The sequence below is a fragment of the Glutamicibacter protophormiae genome (assembly GCF_014647495.1).
In the GTDB taxonomy this organism is placed as follows: Bacteria; Actinomycetota; Actinomycetes; order Actinomycetales; family Micrococcaceae; genus Glutamicibacter; species Glutamicibacter protophormiae.
Window position 1 is genome coordinate 1 of sequence record NZ_BMPH01000004.1, and the last position, 18808, is coordinate 18808.

Annotated in this window: 12 protein-coding genes, 2 tRNA genes, 1 other RNA gene and 2 pseudogenes; 5 read left to right on the forward strand and 12 right to left on the reverse strand. The window is 64.1% G+C overall.

Annotated elements, in window-relative coordinates; translation table 11 throughout:
* A pseudogene (locus IEY43_RS06200) lies at window positions 1-223 on the forward strand (HNH endonuclease); the annotation flags it as partial.
* 98 nt (window positions 224-321) lie between these two features.
* Here the strand turns inward: IEY43_RS06200 and IEY43_RS06205 are convergent.
* From IEY43_RS06205 to orn, 5 genes are all read right to left on the reverse strand, one after another.
* On the reverse strand, window positions 322-1641 hold the full coding sequence (locus IEY43_RS06205) for a glycosyltransferase family 87 protein (RefSeq protein ID WP_188947751.1): 1320 nt from the start codon (window positions 1639-1641) through the stop codon (window positions 322-324).
* Window positions 1628-3265 carry a polyprenol phosphomannose-dependent alpha 1,6 mannosyltransferase MptB gene (gene mptB, locus IEY43_RS06210; protein WP_188947752.1) on the reverse strand — a complete coding sequence of 546 codons (1638 nt, stop codon included), beginning with the start codon at window positions 3263-3265 and terminating at the stop codon, window positions 1628-1630. The genes IEY43_RS06205 and mptB (IEY43_RS06210) overlap by 14 nt, the downstream gene beginning before the upstream one ends.
* The gene (gene mptB, locus IEY43_RS06215; protein WP_188947753.1) at window positions 3211-4773 is read right to left on the reverse strand and encodes a polyprenol phosphomannose-dependent alpha 1,6 mannosyltransferase MptB; all 1563 of its coding nucleotides are present in this window, start codon (window positions 4771-4773) and stop codon (window positions 3211-3213) included. Before mptB (IEY43_RS06215) ends, mptB (IEY43_RS06210) begins: the two co-directional genes overlap by 55 nt.
* A 290-nt stretch (window positions 4774-5063) precedes the next feature.
* Window positions 5064-5139 (reverse strand) — tRNA-His (locus IEY43_RS06220).
* A gap of 160 nt (window positions 5140-5299) precedes the next feature.
* Window positions 5300-5911, reverse strand: coding sequence for an oligoribonuclease (gene orn / locus IEY43_RS06225; RefSeq protein ID WP_188947754.1), 612 nt, complete (start codon window positions 5909-5911; stop codon window positions 5300-5302).
* A 151-nt stretch (window positions 5912-6062) separates the two neighbouring features.
* Here orn and IEY43_RS06230 point away from each other — a divergent pair.
* The 4 genes from IEY43_RS06230 to def all read left to right on the forward strand — a co-directional run bounded on the left by IEY43_RS06230 (window position 6063) and on the right by def (window position 12163).
* Window positions 6063-6138: transfer RNA gene (locus IEY43_RS06230), tRNA-His, on the forward strand.
* Between the two features lie 1165 nt (window positions 6139-7303).
* Entirely contained in the window at window positions 7304-9967 is a 2664-nt protein-coding gene (locus IEY43_RS06235; RefSeq protein ID WP_188947755.1) for a LuxR family transcriptional regulator, read from the forward strand.
* Between the two features lie 448 nt (window positions 9968-10415).
* A complete protein-coding gene (locus tag IEY43_RS06240; RefSeq protein ID WP_188947756.1) occupies window positions 10416-11564 on the forward strand; it encodes an acyl-CoA dehydrogenase family protein in 1149 nt (382 codons plus the stop codon).
* 26 nt (window positions 11565-11590) lie between these two features.
* Window positions 11591-12163, forward strand: coding sequence for a peptide deformylase (gene def, locus IEY43_RS06245; RefSeq protein WP_188947949.1), 573 nt, complete (start codon window positions 11591-11593; stop codon window positions 12161-12163).
* Window positions 12164-12319: 156 nt separating this feature from the next.
* Here def and IEY43_RS18135 read toward each other — a convergent pair.
* The 7 genes and pseudogenes from IEY43_RS18135 to IEY43_RS06275 all read right to left on the reverse strand — a co-directional run.
* A pseudogene (locus tag IEY43_RS18135) lies at window positions 12320-13279 on the reverse strand (winged helix DNA-binding domain-containing protein); the annotation flags it as partial.
* A gap of 90 nt (window positions 13280-13369) precedes the next feature.
* Entirely contained in the window at window positions 13370-13990 is a 621-nt protein-coding gene (locus IEY43_RS06250; RefSeq protein ID WP_188947757.1) for a hypothetical protein, read from the reverse strand.
* Between the two features lie 64 nt (window positions 13991-14054).
* Window positions 14055-14288, reverse strand: a complete 234-nt coding sequence (locus IEY43_RS06255) for a hypothetical protein (RefSeq protein ID WP_188947758.1) — start codon at window positions 14286-14288, stop codon at window positions 14055-14057.
* 316 nt (window positions 14289-14604) lie between these two features.
* Window positions 14605-14949, reverse strand: coding sequence for a TMEM175 family protein (locus IEY43_RS06260; RefSeq protein WP_188947759.1), 345 nt, complete (start codon window positions 14947-14949; stop codon window positions 14605-14607).
* A 248-nt stretch (window positions 14950-15197) separates the two neighbouring features.
* Complete coding sequence (locus IEY43_RS06265; RefSeq protein WP_188947760.1) at window positions 15198-16655, reverse strand: glyceraldehyde-3-phosphate dehydrogenase; 1458 nt, start codon at window positions 16653-16655, stop codon at window positions 15198-15200.
* Window positions 16656-16839: 184 nt separating this feature from the next.
* An RNA gene (rnpB, locus tag IEY43_RS06270) (RNase P RNA component class A) lies at window positions 16840-17196 on the reverse strand.
* A gap of 60 nt (window positions 17197-17256) precedes the next feature.
* Complete coding sequence (locus IEY43_RS06275; RefSeq protein WP_188947761.1) at window positions 17257-18684, reverse strand: dihydrolipoyl dehydrogenase family protein; 1428 nt, start codon at window positions 18682-18684, stop codon at window positions 17257-17259.
* Window positions 18685-18808: the final 124 nt, after the last annotated feature.

The window sequence follows — 18808 nt, forward strand, 5'->3', positions numbered from 1 at the left end:
GGCCAAGGAATCCCCGAACTGGGTCGAGGTGCCCGTCGGGGAGTACTCCCACTCCATCCGCATCAATCCGGGCACCGGAGCCTACTACCAGTCAGTGGCGCCGCCGGTGACCGGGTACCGGCACCGCCGGTTTCCGGATTTGCTGACGCAGTCGAAATGGGTGCGCGGGAAGACCTTGCTGCGTGAGGAGCTTGAGGACCCGCCCGAGGACCCCGACCCGTAGGACCAGCTCCCAAAGACTTCTTCCGGCAAAAGGAAACCGCCGATCTTCCCTGCAGGGAAAATCGGCGGCATCCGTAGTGCTTTCTCGTGGACTGGGGATCAGCTCTTCTTTGCCGACCCCAGGACGAAGGCATCATCAGCATGTTCAATCGGACCGGCCAACGGGTCGTCTGTTCCGTCCGCGCGGATGACATCGCGTTCGGGATTGCGGATATCCCCGATGATCTTGATGCAGATGTAGATCAGCATCGCCATGTGGGCCACAATGCCCAGGCCGTACAGGATCTCAATGGTCCAGCTACCGCCGAAGTATCCGCCCTCGGAGACCGCCTTGGCGCTCCACAGCCAGACCACCGCCCAGTGGAAAACCTCGACCAGCTGCCACACGAGGAATTCGCGCCACTTCGGCCGGGCCAGCACGTACAACGGGATCAGCCACATCACGAACTGCGGCGAGTACACCTTGCCCAGCAGCAGGAATGCGGCAACGATCAGGAACGCAAGCTGGGCCATGCGCGGGCGGCGCTGTGCGGTCAGGCCAAGGTAGGCGATGCCAAGGCAGGCCAACCCGAACAGGCCGTTGGACAGCAGCGACATCGTCGAGCCGGACATTCCAGTTCCGGCGAAGGCCAGCCACATCGAGGAGTTGCCCGCCGGGCGGTCCCCGGAGAAGGTGTAGAAACGGCTCCATTCGTCGAAAGCGGTGAGCATGAACGGGACGTTGACCGCCAGCCACGCCACCACGCCGGAGGCCAGCGACACCCAGAAGTGGCGCATGCGCCCTGAACGCAGGCACAGCACCAGAATCGCCCCGAAGAGGAAGAACGGGTACAGCTTCGCTGCGGCGCCGAGGCCCAGCAGCACGCCGGCCAGCACGATGTGCTTGCGCGAGAACGCCAGCAGGCCCAGGGTGGCGAGCATCACGGCCCACAGGTCCCAGTTCAACTGGCTGGTGAGGATGATTCCCGGGGCCAGTGCGACCATGATGGCGTCGCGGCTGCGATGGCGGGCGGCGTAGGCGATGGCCACGACGATCACCGCCCAGCAGATGAAGGACAGCGCCGAGTTCAGATCGAAGTATGCCAGCTGGCGCTCCGGGGAGAACCCGATGCCGGGGATCATCCACGCGGTCACGCCGGCGACGATGGCCAGCAGGACCGGGTACTCCAGCGCCTGCTCCGGCGGCAGTCCGGTGAAATACGGGAATAACTTGTCGGCCATGCCGCGGGTGCCGAACAGCTGCGTGAAGTCCGAATAGCACATGTGCAGGTGCTGCTCGGCCGCAGGCCAGGCATTCACTCGGCACCACTGCTTGGTCAGCACCGCAATACCGGCGCCGACCGCGGTCAGGACCAGCAGCCATAGGATCACCGGACGCGTCGCCTCGCGGGCGTTGAACAGGGTTTTAACCGGTTGCATCACGGTCCTGTTGCCTCGTTTCTTCTGGATTGGGAATACGTAGGAATTTGCGGGTTCGCGGGCTGAGCCGGCGACCCAGATGGCCGAACAGCGGCGCGGTCTTCGGATCGATGAACACCATGTAGGCCACGCAGAGCAGGCCGACCAGCGCGGCGAAGATTCGCATCCACAGCAGCGAGAACCACTGTGCCACGGAAAGCTGGTCGACGACGCCGGCGATCGCCAGCACCAGGCACAGCACGTACAGCAGGCGTTCCTGGCCGACGCTGAACTTCTTGCCCAGGGCGAAGAACGGGATCAGCCACAGCAGGTACCAGGGCTGGATGATCGGGGCCAGCAGCACGCTGGCCGCCAGCGCGTACCCGGAGTAGAGCAGCGGGTTTCCGGCCGGCTTGCGCAGCGCCAGCCACGCGATGATCGCCATGCTGAACACCTTGAAGACCGCGTAGACAATGTCGGCGACGGCATTGATGCTTCCGCCGAACAGCGATCCGATCCAGCCGACCAGCAGGCCGAAAAGGCCCACCGGGGCGTAGGGGAACGCCGCGTCGCCGGAACTGGCCACGCCGCCGATCCAGCCGAACCACAGGCCGGTGGCGGCGCCAAGCGCGGCGAGGATCGCCACCGTGATCGCGGTGATCCACAGCCAGACACGGATCTTGGAGCGCAGCCGGGCCTCGGGCTTGAGCATCGCCAACCCCAGGAACGGCAGCGCCAGCAGCATCACCGGCTTGATCGCGATGGACAGCGCCATGGCGATGGTTCCCAGTACGCGTCGCTGCCGGTAGACCAGCAGGAAGGCGAGCAGCACGCCGCCGAGCATCAGCCCGTCGTTGTGCACGCCGCCGACCATGTTCATCAGGAACAGCGGGTTCACCACGGAGACCCACAGCGTCCAGGTCGGATCGCCGCCGAGCTTGAGGGCCAGCCGCGGAATCGCGTAGATGCACAGCGCCACCCCTGCCACCGCGACCAGACGCATCATGACCACGCCGTATTCGGGGACTCCCCCGGAGACGAAATACGCCAGCCGGGCGTACATGAGGAACAGCGGCCCGTAGGGAGAGGAGGATTCGGCCCAGAGCGAGTCCGCGCCCTGGGCGAACCAGCCCGGAAGCTGGGACACCCAGTTCTCATAGGGCGAGAGCCCGGCATGCATGAGCCGTCCCTGCCCGAGGTACGAATACACGTCCTGGGACAGGATCGGGAAGGAGAACAGCATCGGCGCGGACCAGGTCCAGGCCGCCCGGCGCATCAGCCCCAGGGCCCGGTCCCCCAGCCCTTTGGTGGTTTGGCGCAGGCGCAGCCAGGCGCGGAACATCAGCACCGTGCCCACGGCCAGCAGCAGCGTGCAGATGATCACGCCGACGGTTTCGGCGCGCAGCGGGAGCACGAGCGGGGATCGGGCGAGCACCGATTCCTGGGCATAGGGCAGCCAGCCCACGCCCCAGGATCCACAGGTGACCATGGCCGAGGCGAGCAGCCCCTGGAGGATCGGCCCCCGCGAGTCCCGCGGACCCGGACGCTGCGGCGCGGCCCCGGGCTGCCGGTTGTCGCGGTGGGTGGGGGCTACGATGGCGCGACCTCGTCCTTCTTGGGGCCGCTGCGCAACACCCGAAGCCACTGCTTCGAGGGCACCAGACCGGTGAACAACGTGCGGGTGCGCGGATCCAGGTAGGCCAGGTAGAACATCGCGACCCAGGAGATGCCGGTGGACAGGTGCTTGACCCATGGGTCAAGGTCCCCGAGGAACTGCCAGATGAACAGCTGGTCGGCGGCGCCGAAGGCGATGAAGAAGGCGGTGGTGAAGTACACCCAGACGATCTGCCAGTCGTCGCGGATCCCGGTCACGGCGAAGAACGGCAGCAGCCACAGCAGGTACCACGGCTGCACGATCGGCGAGAGCACCACCAGCGCGGTGAAGGCCAACGCCATGCGCTGCACCAGGTGCGATGGCTTGCCCTTGAAGATCAGCACGAGCACCAGCACCACGGAGAGCAGGCGTCCGCCGACCTTCAGCACCGGAAGGATCCAGTTGGTGGGCAGCGAGAAAGCATCGAAGATGCCGGAGAGCAACGCGTTCAGGGCACCGACGGGGGCGAACAGCACCGAGCCGGTGCCGGTGCCCAGCATGACTTTCAGCCAGCCGATGCCGTAGCCGTTGGCCAGCCCGACGGCCAGCATGATCGCGGCGAACAGCGCCAGCGTGTAGCACCAGTAGAGGATCTTGCGCGGCCACTTCGCGTCGGTTCCCGCCCACAGCAGGCCGATGAACGGCAGCAGCACCATGGTGATCGGCTTGATTCCGATGGAGGCCGTCATCAGAACCACCGCGAGGACACCGCGCCGGGTGGCGGCGTAGTAGGTCGCGGCCACGGCCAGGCCCACCATCACCGCGTCGTTGTGCGCGGAGGCGACAAAGCTGATCAGGAACAACGGGTTCGCGACGGTGATCCACGCGGCTTTCGCCCCGGAGACGTGGTGCAGCGCCGCGAGCTTGGGCACATAAACCAGGCACAAGATGACTCCGGCGAAGGCAATCAAGCGAAAGAGCAGCACCGACAGGTCGGGGCTAAAGCCGACGGCGCGGAATACCCAGTATTCGAGCAGCAGGAACAGCGGACCGTACGGGGTCTCATCCTGCGCCCAGGTGATGTCGGTGCCCAGCTGGAACCAGTTGTTCAGCGAAGAGATGCCGGTGACGTAGGGGTCCTGCCCGGCATCCACGAGGCGGCCCTGGCCGATGTAGGCGAAGACGTCGCGTGAGAAGATCGGCAACGCCAGCAGCATCGGGGCGGACCAGGTCCAGACGGCCTTCTTGACCGCCTTCAGCGAATCCGGGCCCCAGCCTGCATTAACCTGGCCCAGCCGGAGCCAGGCACGAAACAGGATCCAGCAGCCTAGGGTCAGTACCACGGTGGAGGTGATGACGCCGGCGTATTCGGTGCGGATGGCGATTAACAGCGGGTTGCGGTTCATCGGAGAAACGCTGGCTAGCCAGCCGACGCCGAAAGAACCCAAGGCAATCATCATCGAGCCGACCAGCCCCTGCCACAGCGGGTTGAAGGACGCATGTCGATCGGTTGCCGACGGGGCGTCTGCCACGGGCCGCGCGGCGGAATCCTTGCGCATGTCTGGCGCCATCTTTTCCCTTTCGCCGTCCTCGAACCGCTCGGGGCGGCGGTTTGCCGCGCGTACTTTGCGCATGTCAGCGCGCCGAAACGGGCCCGCTGCGAACTTCTCCCACGGCCGGGCGCTGGACGCCCATTATTACAAAAGAATCAACGGAAACTCTAGCACGCAGGCCTGCGCCAACTCTGGACGACAGCCCGCATGCGAAGCGAATCACACCATTGGTCTGCGGCGCGGAGATGAATGCAAAACACCCGATCGGAAACCATGTTTCCGATCGGGTGATCATTTGGGGTGAGTAACGGGGTTTGAACCCGCGACCTTCTGGACCACAACCAGACGCTCTACCGACTGAGCTATACCCACCATGTTGGCTTTCGTACCAAGTCAAAACGCTTTTGCGCGGCGACCCCGTATTCGGCAACGAGAAATACTATACACACATTTTCCCGATGCTGGCCAATCGGCAACGCCCCTGGCGGCTGTGCGTTGCATCACTGGCCGCCGGGGAGTCGCCGGACGCCCCCTAGGAAGGGTTGGATTTAATCTCCGCGGCAATCCCCGCGGCAACCTCCGAAACCGGCCCGGGGGCCGGAACCATGACAGCGGCGCGGTAGTAGCGCAGCTCGTCGATGGAATCCTTGATATCGCCGAGCGCGCGGTGATTGCCATCCTTGGCCGGGGCCGAGTAGTAGGCCTTCGGGTACCAGCGGCGGCTGAGTTCCTTGATCGTTGACACATCGACGATCCGATAGTGCAAGTGGTCAATCACCTCTGGCATGTCGCGTGCCAGGAAATTCTTGTCAGTGCCGACCGAGTTGCCGGCCAACAGGGCGGTCTTCGGCTCCGGAGCATAGGCACGGATGTAGTCCATGACGACGGCGGTGGCCTCGGACATGCCCATGCCGCCGTCAAGCTCTTCGAGAAGCCCGCTGTTGATGTGCATGTTGCGGACGAAATCGCCCATCTGCTCCAGGGCCTGGGGCTCCGGCTTGATCACAACCGACACCCCGTCACCCAGGACATTGAGTTCCGAATCGGTCACCAGGACCGCGACTTCAATCAACGCGTCGTTCTCCAGGCTGAGCCCGGTCATTTCGCAATCGATCCACACAAGTTTTTCTGCAGAAGTAGGCATGAACTCAAATTTACCCCACCCAAAAATGCCCCGCTCTGCACCGGGAAACCCGAATTGGCATTTCCTCAAAGTTTCGGTGTATAGTAATTCTCGTTGCCAAGGACTCCGGTTGAAACTTAATCGTGTTTTGACTAGGTTCTTAGTAAATATGGTGGGTATAGCTCAGTCGGTAGAGCGTCTGGTTGTGGTCCAGAAGGTCGCGGGTTCAAGCCCCGTTACTCACCCCATTTAGATCAGGCTGGTATCTGGTTCGAGGGATAGTCCTTGACGAAGATTCCAGCCTGGTCTTTTTTCACTATGCCCAGCAACGATCCAGCGCTACCAGATCCCGGAACAACGCCCGTTCACCATGCTGGTCCGCAGCTCCAAACCAGGTGTTTCCATACGCTGCGCGATCGTCGACATGCAGGACCTTCGACAACCAGCAACCGCTGCAATGACTTCTTGCCCGGTTTCGGGGTGTCGCAGCCATCCTTGCAAAAGCGCGCCCGGGGATCGGCGCCCCGCTGGCAGCAGAAAACATCGTGACCGCCACAGCCAGGATCTTCGGCGCCAAGACGGCACGATGAAATCCGGCCAGAATGATCGGTCGAGTCACACATGACACCCTTGAGGACACCATGGTGGAAGCAAGGCTCTGCTCCAAGGATTACGAGCCCGCACGCGCCGTGCATTCGCGACCATGACAGGGCACAAAGTTCCAGGCAATTCCTTCGCACGGCGAGCCCAGCAATCCAAACTTGGAAAGAACAACATCAGCGCTGAAGCCGCCGCCCGCTCCCTTGCCGACTGCATAGAATTCCCTGCGACCCAGGCAAGCGTGAGGCCGGGCGCTGGGAACCCGAACCTGCATGACTCGGCAATTGCACGGGAAAACACGAGAAATCGCGAATTGATGAAAGTTCGGAAGGATAACAGCCTGCTCCTCCACAAAGGGCGATGAAACTACAGGGGATCACAGGCTTGATAGGAAGCAGCAAACAATCCGGCCGCTCTTCCCCGCCGTTCGCCCGAAACGCCGTTTCAAGGGTTGGATAATCGCCGGTTCGCAACTTCGAAAGCATGAATTCGTCAACTGATCACTGCTTTTGGACTGCAGTATGAAACAGGAAAATCGACGGACAACAGGAATTTTGGAAATGTTACGCCAATATTCGTTATTATTTCGGGCGCGTGAGCCACATCAAATTCGCCATGGAATGTCAGCCATGCAGTATGGAACATTCAATGGGTCGCGTCAATTATTCGACAAGCGTTGGATAACCTACCTAGGTTACCCGTTGACCGGGACATTATTACTAGTAAAGTCACTCTTGCAATACCCTCAAAACTACGTGAGTTATGAGTGGCCGATACTTGACTGGCGCTACCTGGGAGTTTGATATTAGTAGGATGACTGGCTTCCAGATCGAACGCCGAGAAGTTCTTCCCTCACGTGTAGATGCCCTGAACACTGCAATTAAGGCAGCTCATCGTGGTGGCCCCGTCTTCATCATCGGAGACGTCGGCACCGGACGCACAACTTTTTCCTTGCAGCTCATGGATCGCATCGAATCCAACTTCATTTGGATCATCGGCTCCAAGTCGCTGAGTTCGGTCCCCTTTTCCACCCTGAGCGTCTTGGCAACCCAGATTCCCGACGGGCCTGCCGGGACAACTCCCACCGAACTAGTCACAGGCATAGGCCAGGCTACAAGCAAACGCACACAGTGGATTTTCCTGGACCAGGCCGAACACGTGGACCAGCAGAGTGCTGCCGTCCTCAAGCAATTCTGTACCGCCGGCAACATTCGACTGGTTGTCGCGGCGACGACGGTACGTTCCATGCCGAGCGAACTTCGCTCACTGATCTCCTCGCCGACTTTCACGCGTATTGAACTCGAGCCGTTGACATATGAAGATGCGCACATGATGCTCGCCGAAATCCTTGCCGGAGAAGTCAATTCCAGCACCGTCACGTCGCTGCTCGAGTTCTCCGGCGGCCACGCATTGCATCTTCGCGAGCTGGCCCTGGACGCACAGGCAACCGGTGCCCTTACCAAGCAGCAGGACTACTGGACGCTCAGCCGTGCGTGGGCGCCCCATGGAAAGCGAACAACGGATCTCATCAATGCCCGGCTGAGCGATCAACCCGATAACGTCCGCGAGGCCTTGGAGCTTCTCGCCGTCACGGGCCCAGTTCCCCTTGGCGTGGCTCGCAAGCTCATGGGGCAGTCCATCTACGACGCCATCGACGCCGACTTGGTGCGATTGGACCTCGTGTCGGAGAATCCGGTGACCGGCGAGCGCACCGAACGCGTTCGCCTCGGAGCTGGGCTCTCATCGCAGCTGGTCTTCAGCAGCTTTGATTCCTCGACCCTGCGCCGGCATATCAAGACAATCGATGAGAGATTGTCGTGGGAGCTATTTGATTCAGCGTCTCGCAGCCGATTCACCAGGCATCGCTTGGATATGGGACTGACGGTGCCGATTCGGGAATTGCTCTCCGACGTTGAACAAGCGGCGAGCGCGCGACAGTTCGCTCAGGTGATCGCGCTGACCGACCTGCTGGATCAACAGCGAGTCGACTCCCCTGCGCAGTTGGAAACGTTGCTGATTGCCCGTGCCGACGCGCTATACGAGCTAGGTAAGCCGGAAGCCGCATTGGCCTTGCTTCAGGAACACCTGCCGCAGGGTTCGCCGGAGATGCGTTTTGTCGCCGCCAAGATTGCCTATGCGAGTTTGGGGCGGCTCGAAGTTGCGGAGAAGATTCTTGAGGAGCGTCCAGGTGATCCGCCCGGGGTCGCCGCGTATTTGCTATTGATTCGGTCAAGGGCGAATAAGCTCGTCGATGTGGAGGCGTTGCGCCGATACGCGGAAATGCCCGAGCTTCGAACCGAAGGTAGGGCATCGTTCCTGGCCCATGTGCTGATTGAGCAGTCATATGCGGGGCTGGCCGAAGATGCCATGGCTGAGTACGCTCGGATTTCATCGTCGCAGGAATGGCAGGAGTGGTCCGCCGCGGTGCGGGCCGAGCTGATCTTTGCTTTCCCCACGATTGCATTTGCTTTGGGGATGAATCCGGCCACGTTTGCGCAGATGTCGGTGGGCGAGGATCTCAAACAGGCGAACGCCGATCATGCGAATGTCATCGTGAGCATCGGCATGGGCTTCTTGGAGTCCGGACTGGCTTCACAGGCATTGTCGACCTTGGAACAAGCCATTGGACTGCTGTCCGTGGGAGACCCATATCTGATCAAGGGCTTCGCCTCGGCGTTCGCGGCCTACGCCGCCAATCTGCTGGGAAATCGGGCGAAGGCGTCGTACTACTTGGACATGTCTCGCTCCGAGCCTGCGGTGTCGGGGCAGATCTTGAGGCCAATCGCTGAGCGGTCCTTGTTGTCGGTGATCCTGGAAGTCGAAGGGCGCGATGCTGCGCAAGCACATTTGGAGAAGCATCTTGCGTCTGCCGAGGCTTTCGGCCGGAAAAACTTGGTGATGCGGCTGCTGCTCGAGGCCTGGCAGTGCGGGTTGCTCACGGACGTTGAGCGGCTCTCGCGGGCTGCGGAGCAGGTTCAAGGGCCGCTCGCGGCGACTCTGGCGGGTTACCAGGCGGCGCTCGACGACCCGACGGAGTCTGCTGTGGGCCAATTGGTCCAGGCCCATGCGGAGGCAGGGCAGCTGCTGCTGGCGGCGCAGCTGGCCGCCAGCGGCTCCGAACGTGCCAGGTCAATGGGGCGGCGGACTGCAGCTACCCATCTGTTGGGGCTGTCCTTGGAGATTGCCCAGCCGCTGGACCAGGTCAATACCCCTGCCTTGGGGCGTGCGCGCGTCGACGAGTCGCTGTTGACTGCACGCGAGTATGCCACGTGCATCAGGGCCGCCGAAGGGGCGAGCAATCAGGAGATCTCCAAGGAGCTGTTCTTGTCCCCGCGTACCGTGGAGGGCCACCTGCAGCGTTCTTACTCGAAACTGGGTATTACCGACCGCCGGCAGCTGCTGGCTGAACCCGCTACAGGCGACTCGGAAGTGCTGCAGGCCACAGAATATACTCTAGCCCTACCTATTTCTGAGTGATCACCTACCTAGTCCCCCGGTTTTGTTCCTTAAATGTCCATACTTACGCATATGATGATTCTTGTTCAGTCAGCCTATGCGATGGGTTCTTGGGGGAATCACAGTAGCTGATGGAACGGATCGCGGGACTTTAGATTGCAATCACTCGCAATGAGCGCAAATGACTCCCACCGATACAGACCGGTGCCAGCATCCTTTGATGCTGGCACCTTGTCGTTAAGGCGTGTTACGACAAGGATTCGAAACTATATTCGAATCTGGTGTCCATGGTGGTCTAACCCCGTGTTTTTCGTGACTTACTGCTTCAAAAATGACGAGAGCATCAGATATTCGACGTCAAATAGGCGCATGTCAGCGGGTGCGACCATAATGGAAGTGAATAAATCCGCAGGACGACAGACTCGTTCCGGCCTGCCGCACCTCCCCACCCCGTGAAAGGCATCTCCCCGTGAAACGCGCGCTCTTTGAAGAAGATCACGAACAGTTCCGCGAACTTGCCATTGAGTTCAACTCCAGGCAGATCGCCGGTAAGTATGCACAATGGGAAAAAGAACACCAGATTCCCCGAGAGGTATGGCAGTCGGCCGGCGAGAACGGCCTGCTGGGACTGGCCGTGCCCGAGGAATTCGGCGGCATGGGCATCGACGACTACCGTTTTCGTGTCGTGCTCGATGAAGAGTTCGTCCGTTCCGGACACCTTGCAGTCGCCTTGGCCCTGCACCTGCACGACGACCTGGTGCTCCCCTACCTGCTGGCCTACGGTTCGCAGGACCTGAAGCAGCGCTGGCTCCCGCGCTTCGTGGACGGCTCCACCATCACCTCATGCGCTTTCACCGAGCCCGGTGCCGGGTCGGACCTGCGTGGCGTGCGCACCAAGGCGGTGCGCGACGGTGAGGACTGGCTGCTCAGCGGTCAGAAGACCTTCATCGGCAACGGCGCCCATGGCGACGCAGCGGTGGTGCTGGCCCGCACGGATGGACAGACCTCGCGTGCCGGCGAGGATTCATTCACCCTGTTCATGGTGGAGCGTTCAGAGGGCTACTCGAATGGCCAGCCCTTCGACAAGATGGGGCTGCGTGCCTCGGACACCGCCGAGTTGTTCTTCGACGAGGTGCGCGTCTCCGACGCTGACCGCATCGGCGATGTGGGCCGGGGTCTCGCCTACATCAAGGAACAGCTGCCCCAGGCTCGATTGGCGATCGCCGTGGCTGCCAGCGCGATCTGCACCGCCGCGTTCGACCAGGCCCTGGCCCATGCCGGCGAGCGCTCCGCCTTCGGCCAGGCATTGACCGACTTCCAGAACACCCGCTTCGAGCTGGCGGATCTGAAGACTGAGGCGCATGTCACCCAGAGTTTCGTGGATCGCGCAGTGCTTGCGTACAACGCCGGCGAGCTCACCGCGGCAGAAGCGGCCGAGGTCAAGCTTTGGGCTAGTGAAAGCGCGAAAAAGCTCACCGACCGGGCGCTGCAGATCCACGGCGGATACGGCTACATCATGGAGTACCCGATCGCCCAGTCGTTCACCGCATCCCGCTTGCTGACCATTTTCGGTGGCACAAGTGAGATTATGCGTGAAACTATTGGACGAGCACTCTAAGCACTTTTTGGAAAGGAACTGATCACGTGCCTATTCGGCAGATCACCGTCTATGGGGAACCCGTCCTGCATACTCGCGCCGTGGAGGTGACGCAGTTCGACGACGAGTTGCGCCAGCTGGTAGCGGACATGCACACCACCATGGATGCGGCGCACGGCGTCGGCCTGGCGGCTCCGCAGGTTGGCCTCGGACTTCGCATGTTCACCTACGTCTACGCGGACCAGGACGACGCACCGGAACGCGGCGTGGTGATCAATCCGAGGCTCACCCTGTCCAAGGTTTCGCAGGGCGTCCCTGACGCCGAGGAAGACTCCGAGGGCTGCTTGTCCGTCCCGGGCCTGGATTTCCCGCTCAAGCGCGCCGACTACGCCAAGGTGGAAGGGTTCGACGAGTTCGGCAATCCGATCTCCTTCGAGGCACACGGCTGGTTTGCCCGCATCATGCAGCATGAGTACGACCACCTGGACGGCCTGCTGTATGTGGACAAGCTGCAGCCGCGCTGGGAGAAGCGCTGGAAGAAGGCCAAGAAGTCCCTGGGCTGGGGCGTTCCGGGCAACACCTGGCTGCCGGGCACCGATGAGGACCCGTTCGGCCACTAGGCCCGGAACCCCAGATACCGCTGATGCAGCGCCGCACCGATCCGATCGGTCCGCGCTGTTTCTGCGTTCCAGAGGGTGTCGGCCCGTCCCGAGCGCAGCCAGAAGGGCTTGACCATGCCGTTCTTGCCCGGGCCGATGCTGGCCTGCATCGGCGGCCAGCGAGCGATCCGCGTAGGACAGATAGTACTCGTCGAAGTGCCCGAGCAGCCGCAGCGGGAGCCGGTTCGGGAGCCGCGCGTCGAGCGCCGGGCAGTCCGCGAGCAGGTAGAGCTCCTCTTCGTGAGCGTCCAGCCCCACTCCATACAGCTGCGGTCCCAGGTCGGCGGCGGCGGCCTTGAGCTGCGTCAGCGTCTGTCCGGTGTACCAGGCGGCATCGCGGAGGCTGGCCGGCCCATGAGCCGCCAGATAGCGCCGCAGCAGCTCCTGCAGTGGTTCTGCGGGCTCGAAGTCCGCGGCCGCCAGCTCGTCGACGAGCATGAAGTCCTGTCCGGCCAGTCCGGCGCCCTCCGGGATCGGCCCCAGGCACAGCAGCCCGTCCATGACCAGGCACATCAGCAGGTGCACCCCGCGCTGGGCTGCGGTCGGGATTCCGTGCTGGTTCAGCAGCGTGAACAGGGTCGCGCGGCTTGCGCAGCCGTGCTCTTTCAGGTGGCCGAAGACCAGTTCGCCGGCGGCGTCGATGTCAGCTGCGCCGATCTGCACTTCACGCAGTCTCGGCGCCATGGCCGCGAGCGTGCGCCGTCTGGCCGCGCGGACCAGCCAGCGCACGTCGCCGGCGGCGCAGATATGCAGCGTCCCGCGCATGGTCCAGGAACGCACCAGCGCGCCGGAGGTGAACAGGGCGTCGATGTCCGCCCGGCTGGTTTTCCTCCCGGAGCGCTGGGCCAGCGCATAGCGCCCGGCGGCCAGGTCCTGGGACTGGAGGGCCAGCATGCGTTCCGCGGCCGCGGGGATGGACCCTGCAGGTTCCAGCAGCAGCTGGTTCGCCATGCGCAATTGCAGGATTCTGCGCCGCTCCATGGGCCGGGCCCGTCGAGCGCAAGGGGTCATGGCCGGCGGCCGCATCTGGTTGCTGCTGCTGGAGGACAGGGCCTTGCTGGGGTTGCTCGGCGGCATCGAATCATTCCTTGGCTGCGCTCGGTGGTGCTGCGAGCCTGACACAGAATCAGGCGCCGCTCAAGACCCGGGAATGCTTCGCCCGCCGCGTCATGCCAGTGGGGCGCGGATCCACTCGGCGAGCGCCTGGTTGAGCAGGGACCAGCTGGCGGCGGTGTCGAAGGAAGTCGCCAGGTGCGACGCGCTGAGCCGGTACATGCAGTACCCGGCCCAGGGCACGACGGTCAGGCTTTCCAGGCCGCGCTCCCACGCGGCAACCAGCACGGGTGCCACCTGGGGACTTCGCAGCACCGGGTCGAGGCTGGGACCGAGCGACGGTTCGAACATTTGTTCCCATCGGTCGAAGGCGAGGAGGTCGAGGCCCGCGCTGCCGTACTGCGCGGTCCAGACATCAGTGTCGCTGAGCAGCCCGGAGTCAGGCAGGATCTTCCCGGTACCCGGCGGTCGATACGGGCCGTGCGTCTGGCCGCCCCAGGCCTGGGCCCAGGTTCTCAGCCACCGCCGTTCCCAGACGATCCGTTCCACCTCATCCGGCATCGCGGAAGAACCGGCCTCCGGGACCGGGTGCAGGGCCGGGAGCGGCAGATCGTCGGCCAGGCCCCAGGCATGCCTGATGTACAGCAGCATCCTCAGTTGCTGCGCGTGCTCGTCGATGGCCAGCGACATGCCTGCGGGCCACGCGCCCGGGGCCGGGTTCGTTGATCGCTTCATGCCCCCGAGCTTCGCACAGGCCGCCACCCCTGGCAACACGATGGCCCGCGCGGCGGCGCCCGGATTACTTCACGCTCCACCGGTTCCGGCCCAGGCGCCACCGTTGCCCATCCAGGATTCCGCACTGGACATCGAACTCCGGAATGAATGCCTCCAGCCACACGCCGTCGAGGCGGACGCAGGCAGTGCGGCCCGGATCCCCGGCGCTGCCCACGAGAACCGAATACCGCGGCGGGTTTTCGCGCAGGCCGGTCTCCAGCACGGTGAAGCCGTCTCCGAAGGTCGCGGCGACATACATCGGATCACCACGGCGGGCGGGTCCGGGAGGGAACCTCGCAGCCTGCTAGGAACCGGAGGTTCTCCGATCTCCGAGGCCGGCGGTGCTCAACAGGTAGAGCCAAGCCCAAGACCATGCAGATGCCCAACGTCAGATACGGGGACACCAGGGCGGCCGCCGCCGCGAGCACATAGACGGGTATCGAAACCAGGCCGCAGCGCAGGATCAACCGCGTCTGCACGGGATCCGGCGCCTCGCGCAGCAGGTGCGGGCGCCGTTTGAGCAGGTGGTATTGCAGGGCGAAGAAGAGCGAGGAGGTCGCCAGGAACGAACCGGCCTAGAGCACCGCTGCCAGGACGCCCTGGCCGGGGACATCCAGATAGCTGGAGAGCACCGAGGTGGTGAAGGGCAGCACCACGATGCACAGCAGCAGGACCGAATGGTCCACCCTGGCCAGCCGGTGGAACATGGTGTGGTGGCTCAGCCACATGATGCCGATGGAGATCAACGACATGACGTAGGCCAGCGCATTGGGCCACAGCTCCAGCAGGCCGCGGGCCAGGGAGCGGCCCGGCTCCGGTTCGGGAACCTGCAGATCCAGCACCAGCAGGGTGATCGCCACCGCCATGACCCCGTCGGAGAACGCCTCACGCGACCGGTGCCGCTGGGCTGCGGGGATCATCGGCCGGGCTTCATGACCCGCCGCCCGGAGGCAGGGGGTGTTGCCGGGCGGGCGCCGGCGGGGCGTCGACTGCGCGAGCGCCTCGTGAGTCAGCCATGCTTGTGCCCCCTTGGCCGTTCCCCGGCCCCTCTCCCCGGGGCTTCCGAGTCTACTCCCGGGCCCCGGCGCCGGGAACGGCCAAGGGGCCGCACCCCGCGTGATGAATCACGGGGTGCGGCCCCTTGGAAGGGCGTATCGCTGCGTGGCGCCTAGGCGTTGACCGCTTCGGCCTTCACTGCAGGAACAGCAACCGGATGGGTGCCGGCCATGGTCTCGATGACGCGGACCACCTGGCAGGAGTAGCCGAACTCGTTGTCGTACCAGACGTAGACGACGGCGTTCTTGCCGGTGGCGATGGTCGCCAGGCCGTCGACGATGCCGGCGCGGCGCGAGCCGACGAAGTCGGTGGACACAACCTCCGGCGAGTCGATGTAGTCGATCTGCTTGTGCAGCTCGGCGCCCAGCGAGGTCTCGCGCAGGTAGTTGTTCAGCTCGTCCTTGTCGGTGGCGGTCTCAAGGTTGAGATTCAGGATCGCCATCGACACGTCCGGGGTGGGAACGCGGATGGCGTTGCCGGTGAGCTTGCCCTCCAGTTCCGGCAGGGCCTTGGAGACGGCCTTGGCGGCACCGGTCTCGGTGATCACCATGTTCAGGACCGCCGAGCGGCCGCGGCGCTCGCCCTTGTGGAAGTTGTCGATCAGGTTCTGGTCGTTGGTGAACGAGTGAACGGTCTCGACGTGGCCGTGGATGACGCCGAACTTGTCGTTCAGGGCCTTCAGGACCGGGGTGATGGCGTTGGTGGTGCACGATGCGGCGGAGACGATCTTGTCATCGGCGGTGATGTCGGAATCGTTGATGCCGTGCACGATGTTCTTCAGGTTGCCCTTGCCCGGTGCGGTCAGCAGCACGCGGGACACGCCCTTGGACTGCAGGTGCTGGGACAGGCCGGCCTCGTCGCGCCAGCGGCCGGTGTTGTCAACGACGATGGCGTTGTCGATGCCGTAGGCGGTGTAGTCGATGGTGGCCGGGTCGTTCGAGTAGATGACCTGGATCAGGGTGCCGTTGGCGAGGATGGTGTTGTTTTCCTCGTCCACGGTGATGGTGCCGTCGAACTTGCCGTGCACCGAGTCGCGGCGCAGCAGCGAGGCGCGCTTGACGATGTCGTCGTCCGAGCCCTTGCGCACGACGATGGCGCGCAGGCGCAGGCCGTAGCCGCCGCGTTCGATGAGGATGCGGGCCAGCAGGCGGCCGATGCGGCCGAAGCCGTACAGGACCACGTCGGTAGGCTCTGCGTCGGTGGCGCCGGCCTGGCCGACCTTTGCGCCCAGTTCGGCGGAGACGAAGTCGTTCAGGTCGGCGGAGCCGGACTCGACGAACTTCTTGTTCAGGCGGCCGAGGTCCACGGAAACCGAACCAACGTTCAGGGTTTCAATGACATCGAGAATTGCCTTGGTGGCATTCAGGTCCAGCTCTTCACCGTCGATGCGGCGCACCACGCGGTGGGCCTTGATGATATCGATGGCGGACTGGTTGATCAGCTTGCGGCCGTAGATGGAGGTCACCACATTGTTCTTGCGGTAGAGACGTCCGATCAGCGGAATCATGGCCTCGGCGAGCTCTTCGCGCCCGCTCCATTCTTCCTGGGCAACGACAGACTGCTGGGTCACAGAGAATCCTTCCAAATCAGCCGACTTGCAGATCCATAAAGCCGGTTGGCACCGAGAGAAGCACCATTGCTTTTGCGGTGGCGCGGGGTAACAGGATCATCCCCGCAAGTACGATTTCCATTCTAGACGGTGCAGGGAATTTCCACAGGCTTCCGCTTGTGAATCATCTCACCGTCCAAGAGTGCGAATGGGATGGCCGATACGCCGGGTTTTGTCCCGCCGAAGCGGGGACGGCCATCTATCTACGACTGCCGTTGCCGACAGCCTCTAGCGGTCCACCCGACTGCATGGGGCGAACAGCCCTCATAACGCAGTCTGTCTGACCTTGCTCCGAGTGGGGTTTACCGAGCCATCCCGGTCACCCGGGATGCTGGTGGTCTCTTACACCACCGTTTCACCCTTACCAGGAAATCCTGGCGGTCTATTTTCTGTGGCACTGGCCTGCGGGTTACCCCGAGTGGGCGTTACCCACCACCCTGTTCTGTGGAGCCCGGACGTTCCTCGGGACAATTGCTTGCCACGCGGCCGCCTGGCCATCCCATTCACCACCAGTCTAGTCCCTTTGCGAAAACTTCCTGCCCACCGGTGCCCGCGAACTGGCTCACAGGGGCTGCAGGTAGAAGTAGTCCTCCAGCAGCCGCAGCCAGATCTCGCTGATCGTCGGGTACGCGGGCACCGCATGCCACAGCCGATCCAGCGGCACCTGCCCGGCGACCGCGACGGTGGCCGCGTGCAGCAGTTCGGAGACGTCCTGCCCGACGAAGGTCGCCCCGAGCACTACCGCGCGGTCCCGGTCGATGACCAGCGTGGCGCGGCCGGCATACCCGTCCGAGTGCAGGCTCGCGCCGGCAACCGAGCCAAGATCATGCTCGACCACCGCGATGTCCAGCCCCTGCTCGCGCGCCTGCCGCTCGGTCAGCCCCACGGCGGCGACCTGCGGATCGCTGAACACCACGCGCGGCACCGCAGCGTGGTCGGCCGTTGCCGCATGCGCTCCCCAGGGTCCGGCGGCCAGCGGCCGACCGGTGAGCCGGGCGGCGATCGCGGCGCCGGCGGCCCGGGCCTGGTACTTGCCCTGGTGGGTGAGCAGGGCGCGGGAGTTCACGTCGCCCACCGCATACAGCCAGTCGGTGCCGGGAACCAGCAGCGTGTCATCGACCTCGCGCAGCGCCGTGGCCGCGATGCCGAGGTTTTCCAGCCCCAGCCCGTCGATGCCGGGTTTCCGGCCGGTGGAGACCAGCAGCTCCTCGGCCTGCAGCACAGTGCCGTCCGCCAGCTGCACGCCCACTACGCCGTCGGGGCCGCGGTCCACCCGCGCCGGGGTGGTGCCCGTGCGCAGATCGACCCCGCGCTCGCGCAGCGCCTGGGCCACCAGTTCCCCGGCGTAGGGTTCCTCGTTGCCCAGCAGCCGGCCGCGGGCCAGCACCGTGACCCGGGAGCCGAGCGAACAATAGGCGAAGGCCATCTCGGTGCCGGCCACGCCGCCGCCGATGACGATCAGCCGCGGCGGAACCCGCCGGGCCGAGGTGGCCTCGCGGGTGCCCCAGGGCTCGGCTTCGGCCAGCCCGTCGATCGGCGGCAGCACCGGCACCGATCCGGTGGCCAGCACGACGGCGCGGGCGGTGTAGGCCTGCGCTCCCACCTGGACGGTGCGCGGCGCCGTCAGCCTGCCGTGGCCGCGCAGCAGCGTGATGCCGGCGGAGTCGAGCCACGCCACCTGGCCGCTGTCCTTCCAGCCGCTGGTGAAGGCGTCGCGCCGGGCCAGCACCGCGGCGACGTCCAGCGTGCCGGCCGCCGCTTGCCGCGCTCCGGGCAGCCGCCGGGCAGCGTCCAGCGCCTGCCCGCTGCGCAGCAGCGCCTTGGAGGGCATGCAGGCCCAGTACGAGCATTCTCCGCCCACCAGCTCGGACTCGACGATCGCCGCGGATAGGCCGGCCTTCACCGCATAGTCCGCGGCGTTCTCCCCGGCCGGCCCGGCTCCGATCACGATCACGTCAAAGTCGGCGGCATTGCCGGCTGCATCCCGCATGGTCCCTCCCTGCGCTACAGGCGGCGAGCTTGCCGCTGTTGCTCCAGCGTAGTGAGCCGGCGGCGCCCGGCATAGGGGTCGGGGCCGATCCCCAGCCGTTTCCCGATTGGCTGGAAGTCGGCGA

Coding starts and splice junctions, on each gene's coding strand:
- IEY43_RS06255 (WP_188947758.1), bottom strand. CDS start 14,288: ATGTATGTCGCCGCGACCTTCGGAGACGGCTTCACCGTGCTGGAGACC.
- IEY43_RS06275 (WP_188947761.1), bottom strand. CDS start 18,684: ATGCGGGATGCAGCCGGCAATGCCGCCGACTTTGACGTGATCGTGATC.
- mptB (WP_188947753.1), bottom strand. CDS start 4,773: ATGCGCAAGGATTCCGCCGCGCGGCCCGTGGCAGACGCCCCGTCGGCA.
- IEY43_RS06235 (WP_188947755.1), top strand. CDS start 7,304: ATGACTGGCTTCCAGATCGAACGCCGAGAAGTTCTTCCCTCACGTGTA.
- IEY43_RS06205 (WP_188947751.1), bottom strand. CDS start 1,641: ATGCAACCGGTTAAAACCCTGTTCAACGCCCGCGAGGCGACGCGTCCG.
- IEY43_RS06260 (WP_188947759.1), bottom strand. CDS start 14,949: ATGATCCCCGCAGCCCAGCGGCACCGGTCGCGTGAGGCGTTCTCCGAC.
- IEY43_RS06250 (WP_188947757.1), bottom strand. CDS start 13,990: ATGAAGCGATCAACGAACCCGGCCCCGGGCGCGTGGCCCGCAGGCATG.
- orn (WP_188947754.1), bottom strand. CDS start 5,911: ATGCCTACTTCTGCAGAAAAACTTGTGTGGATCGATTGCGAAATGACC.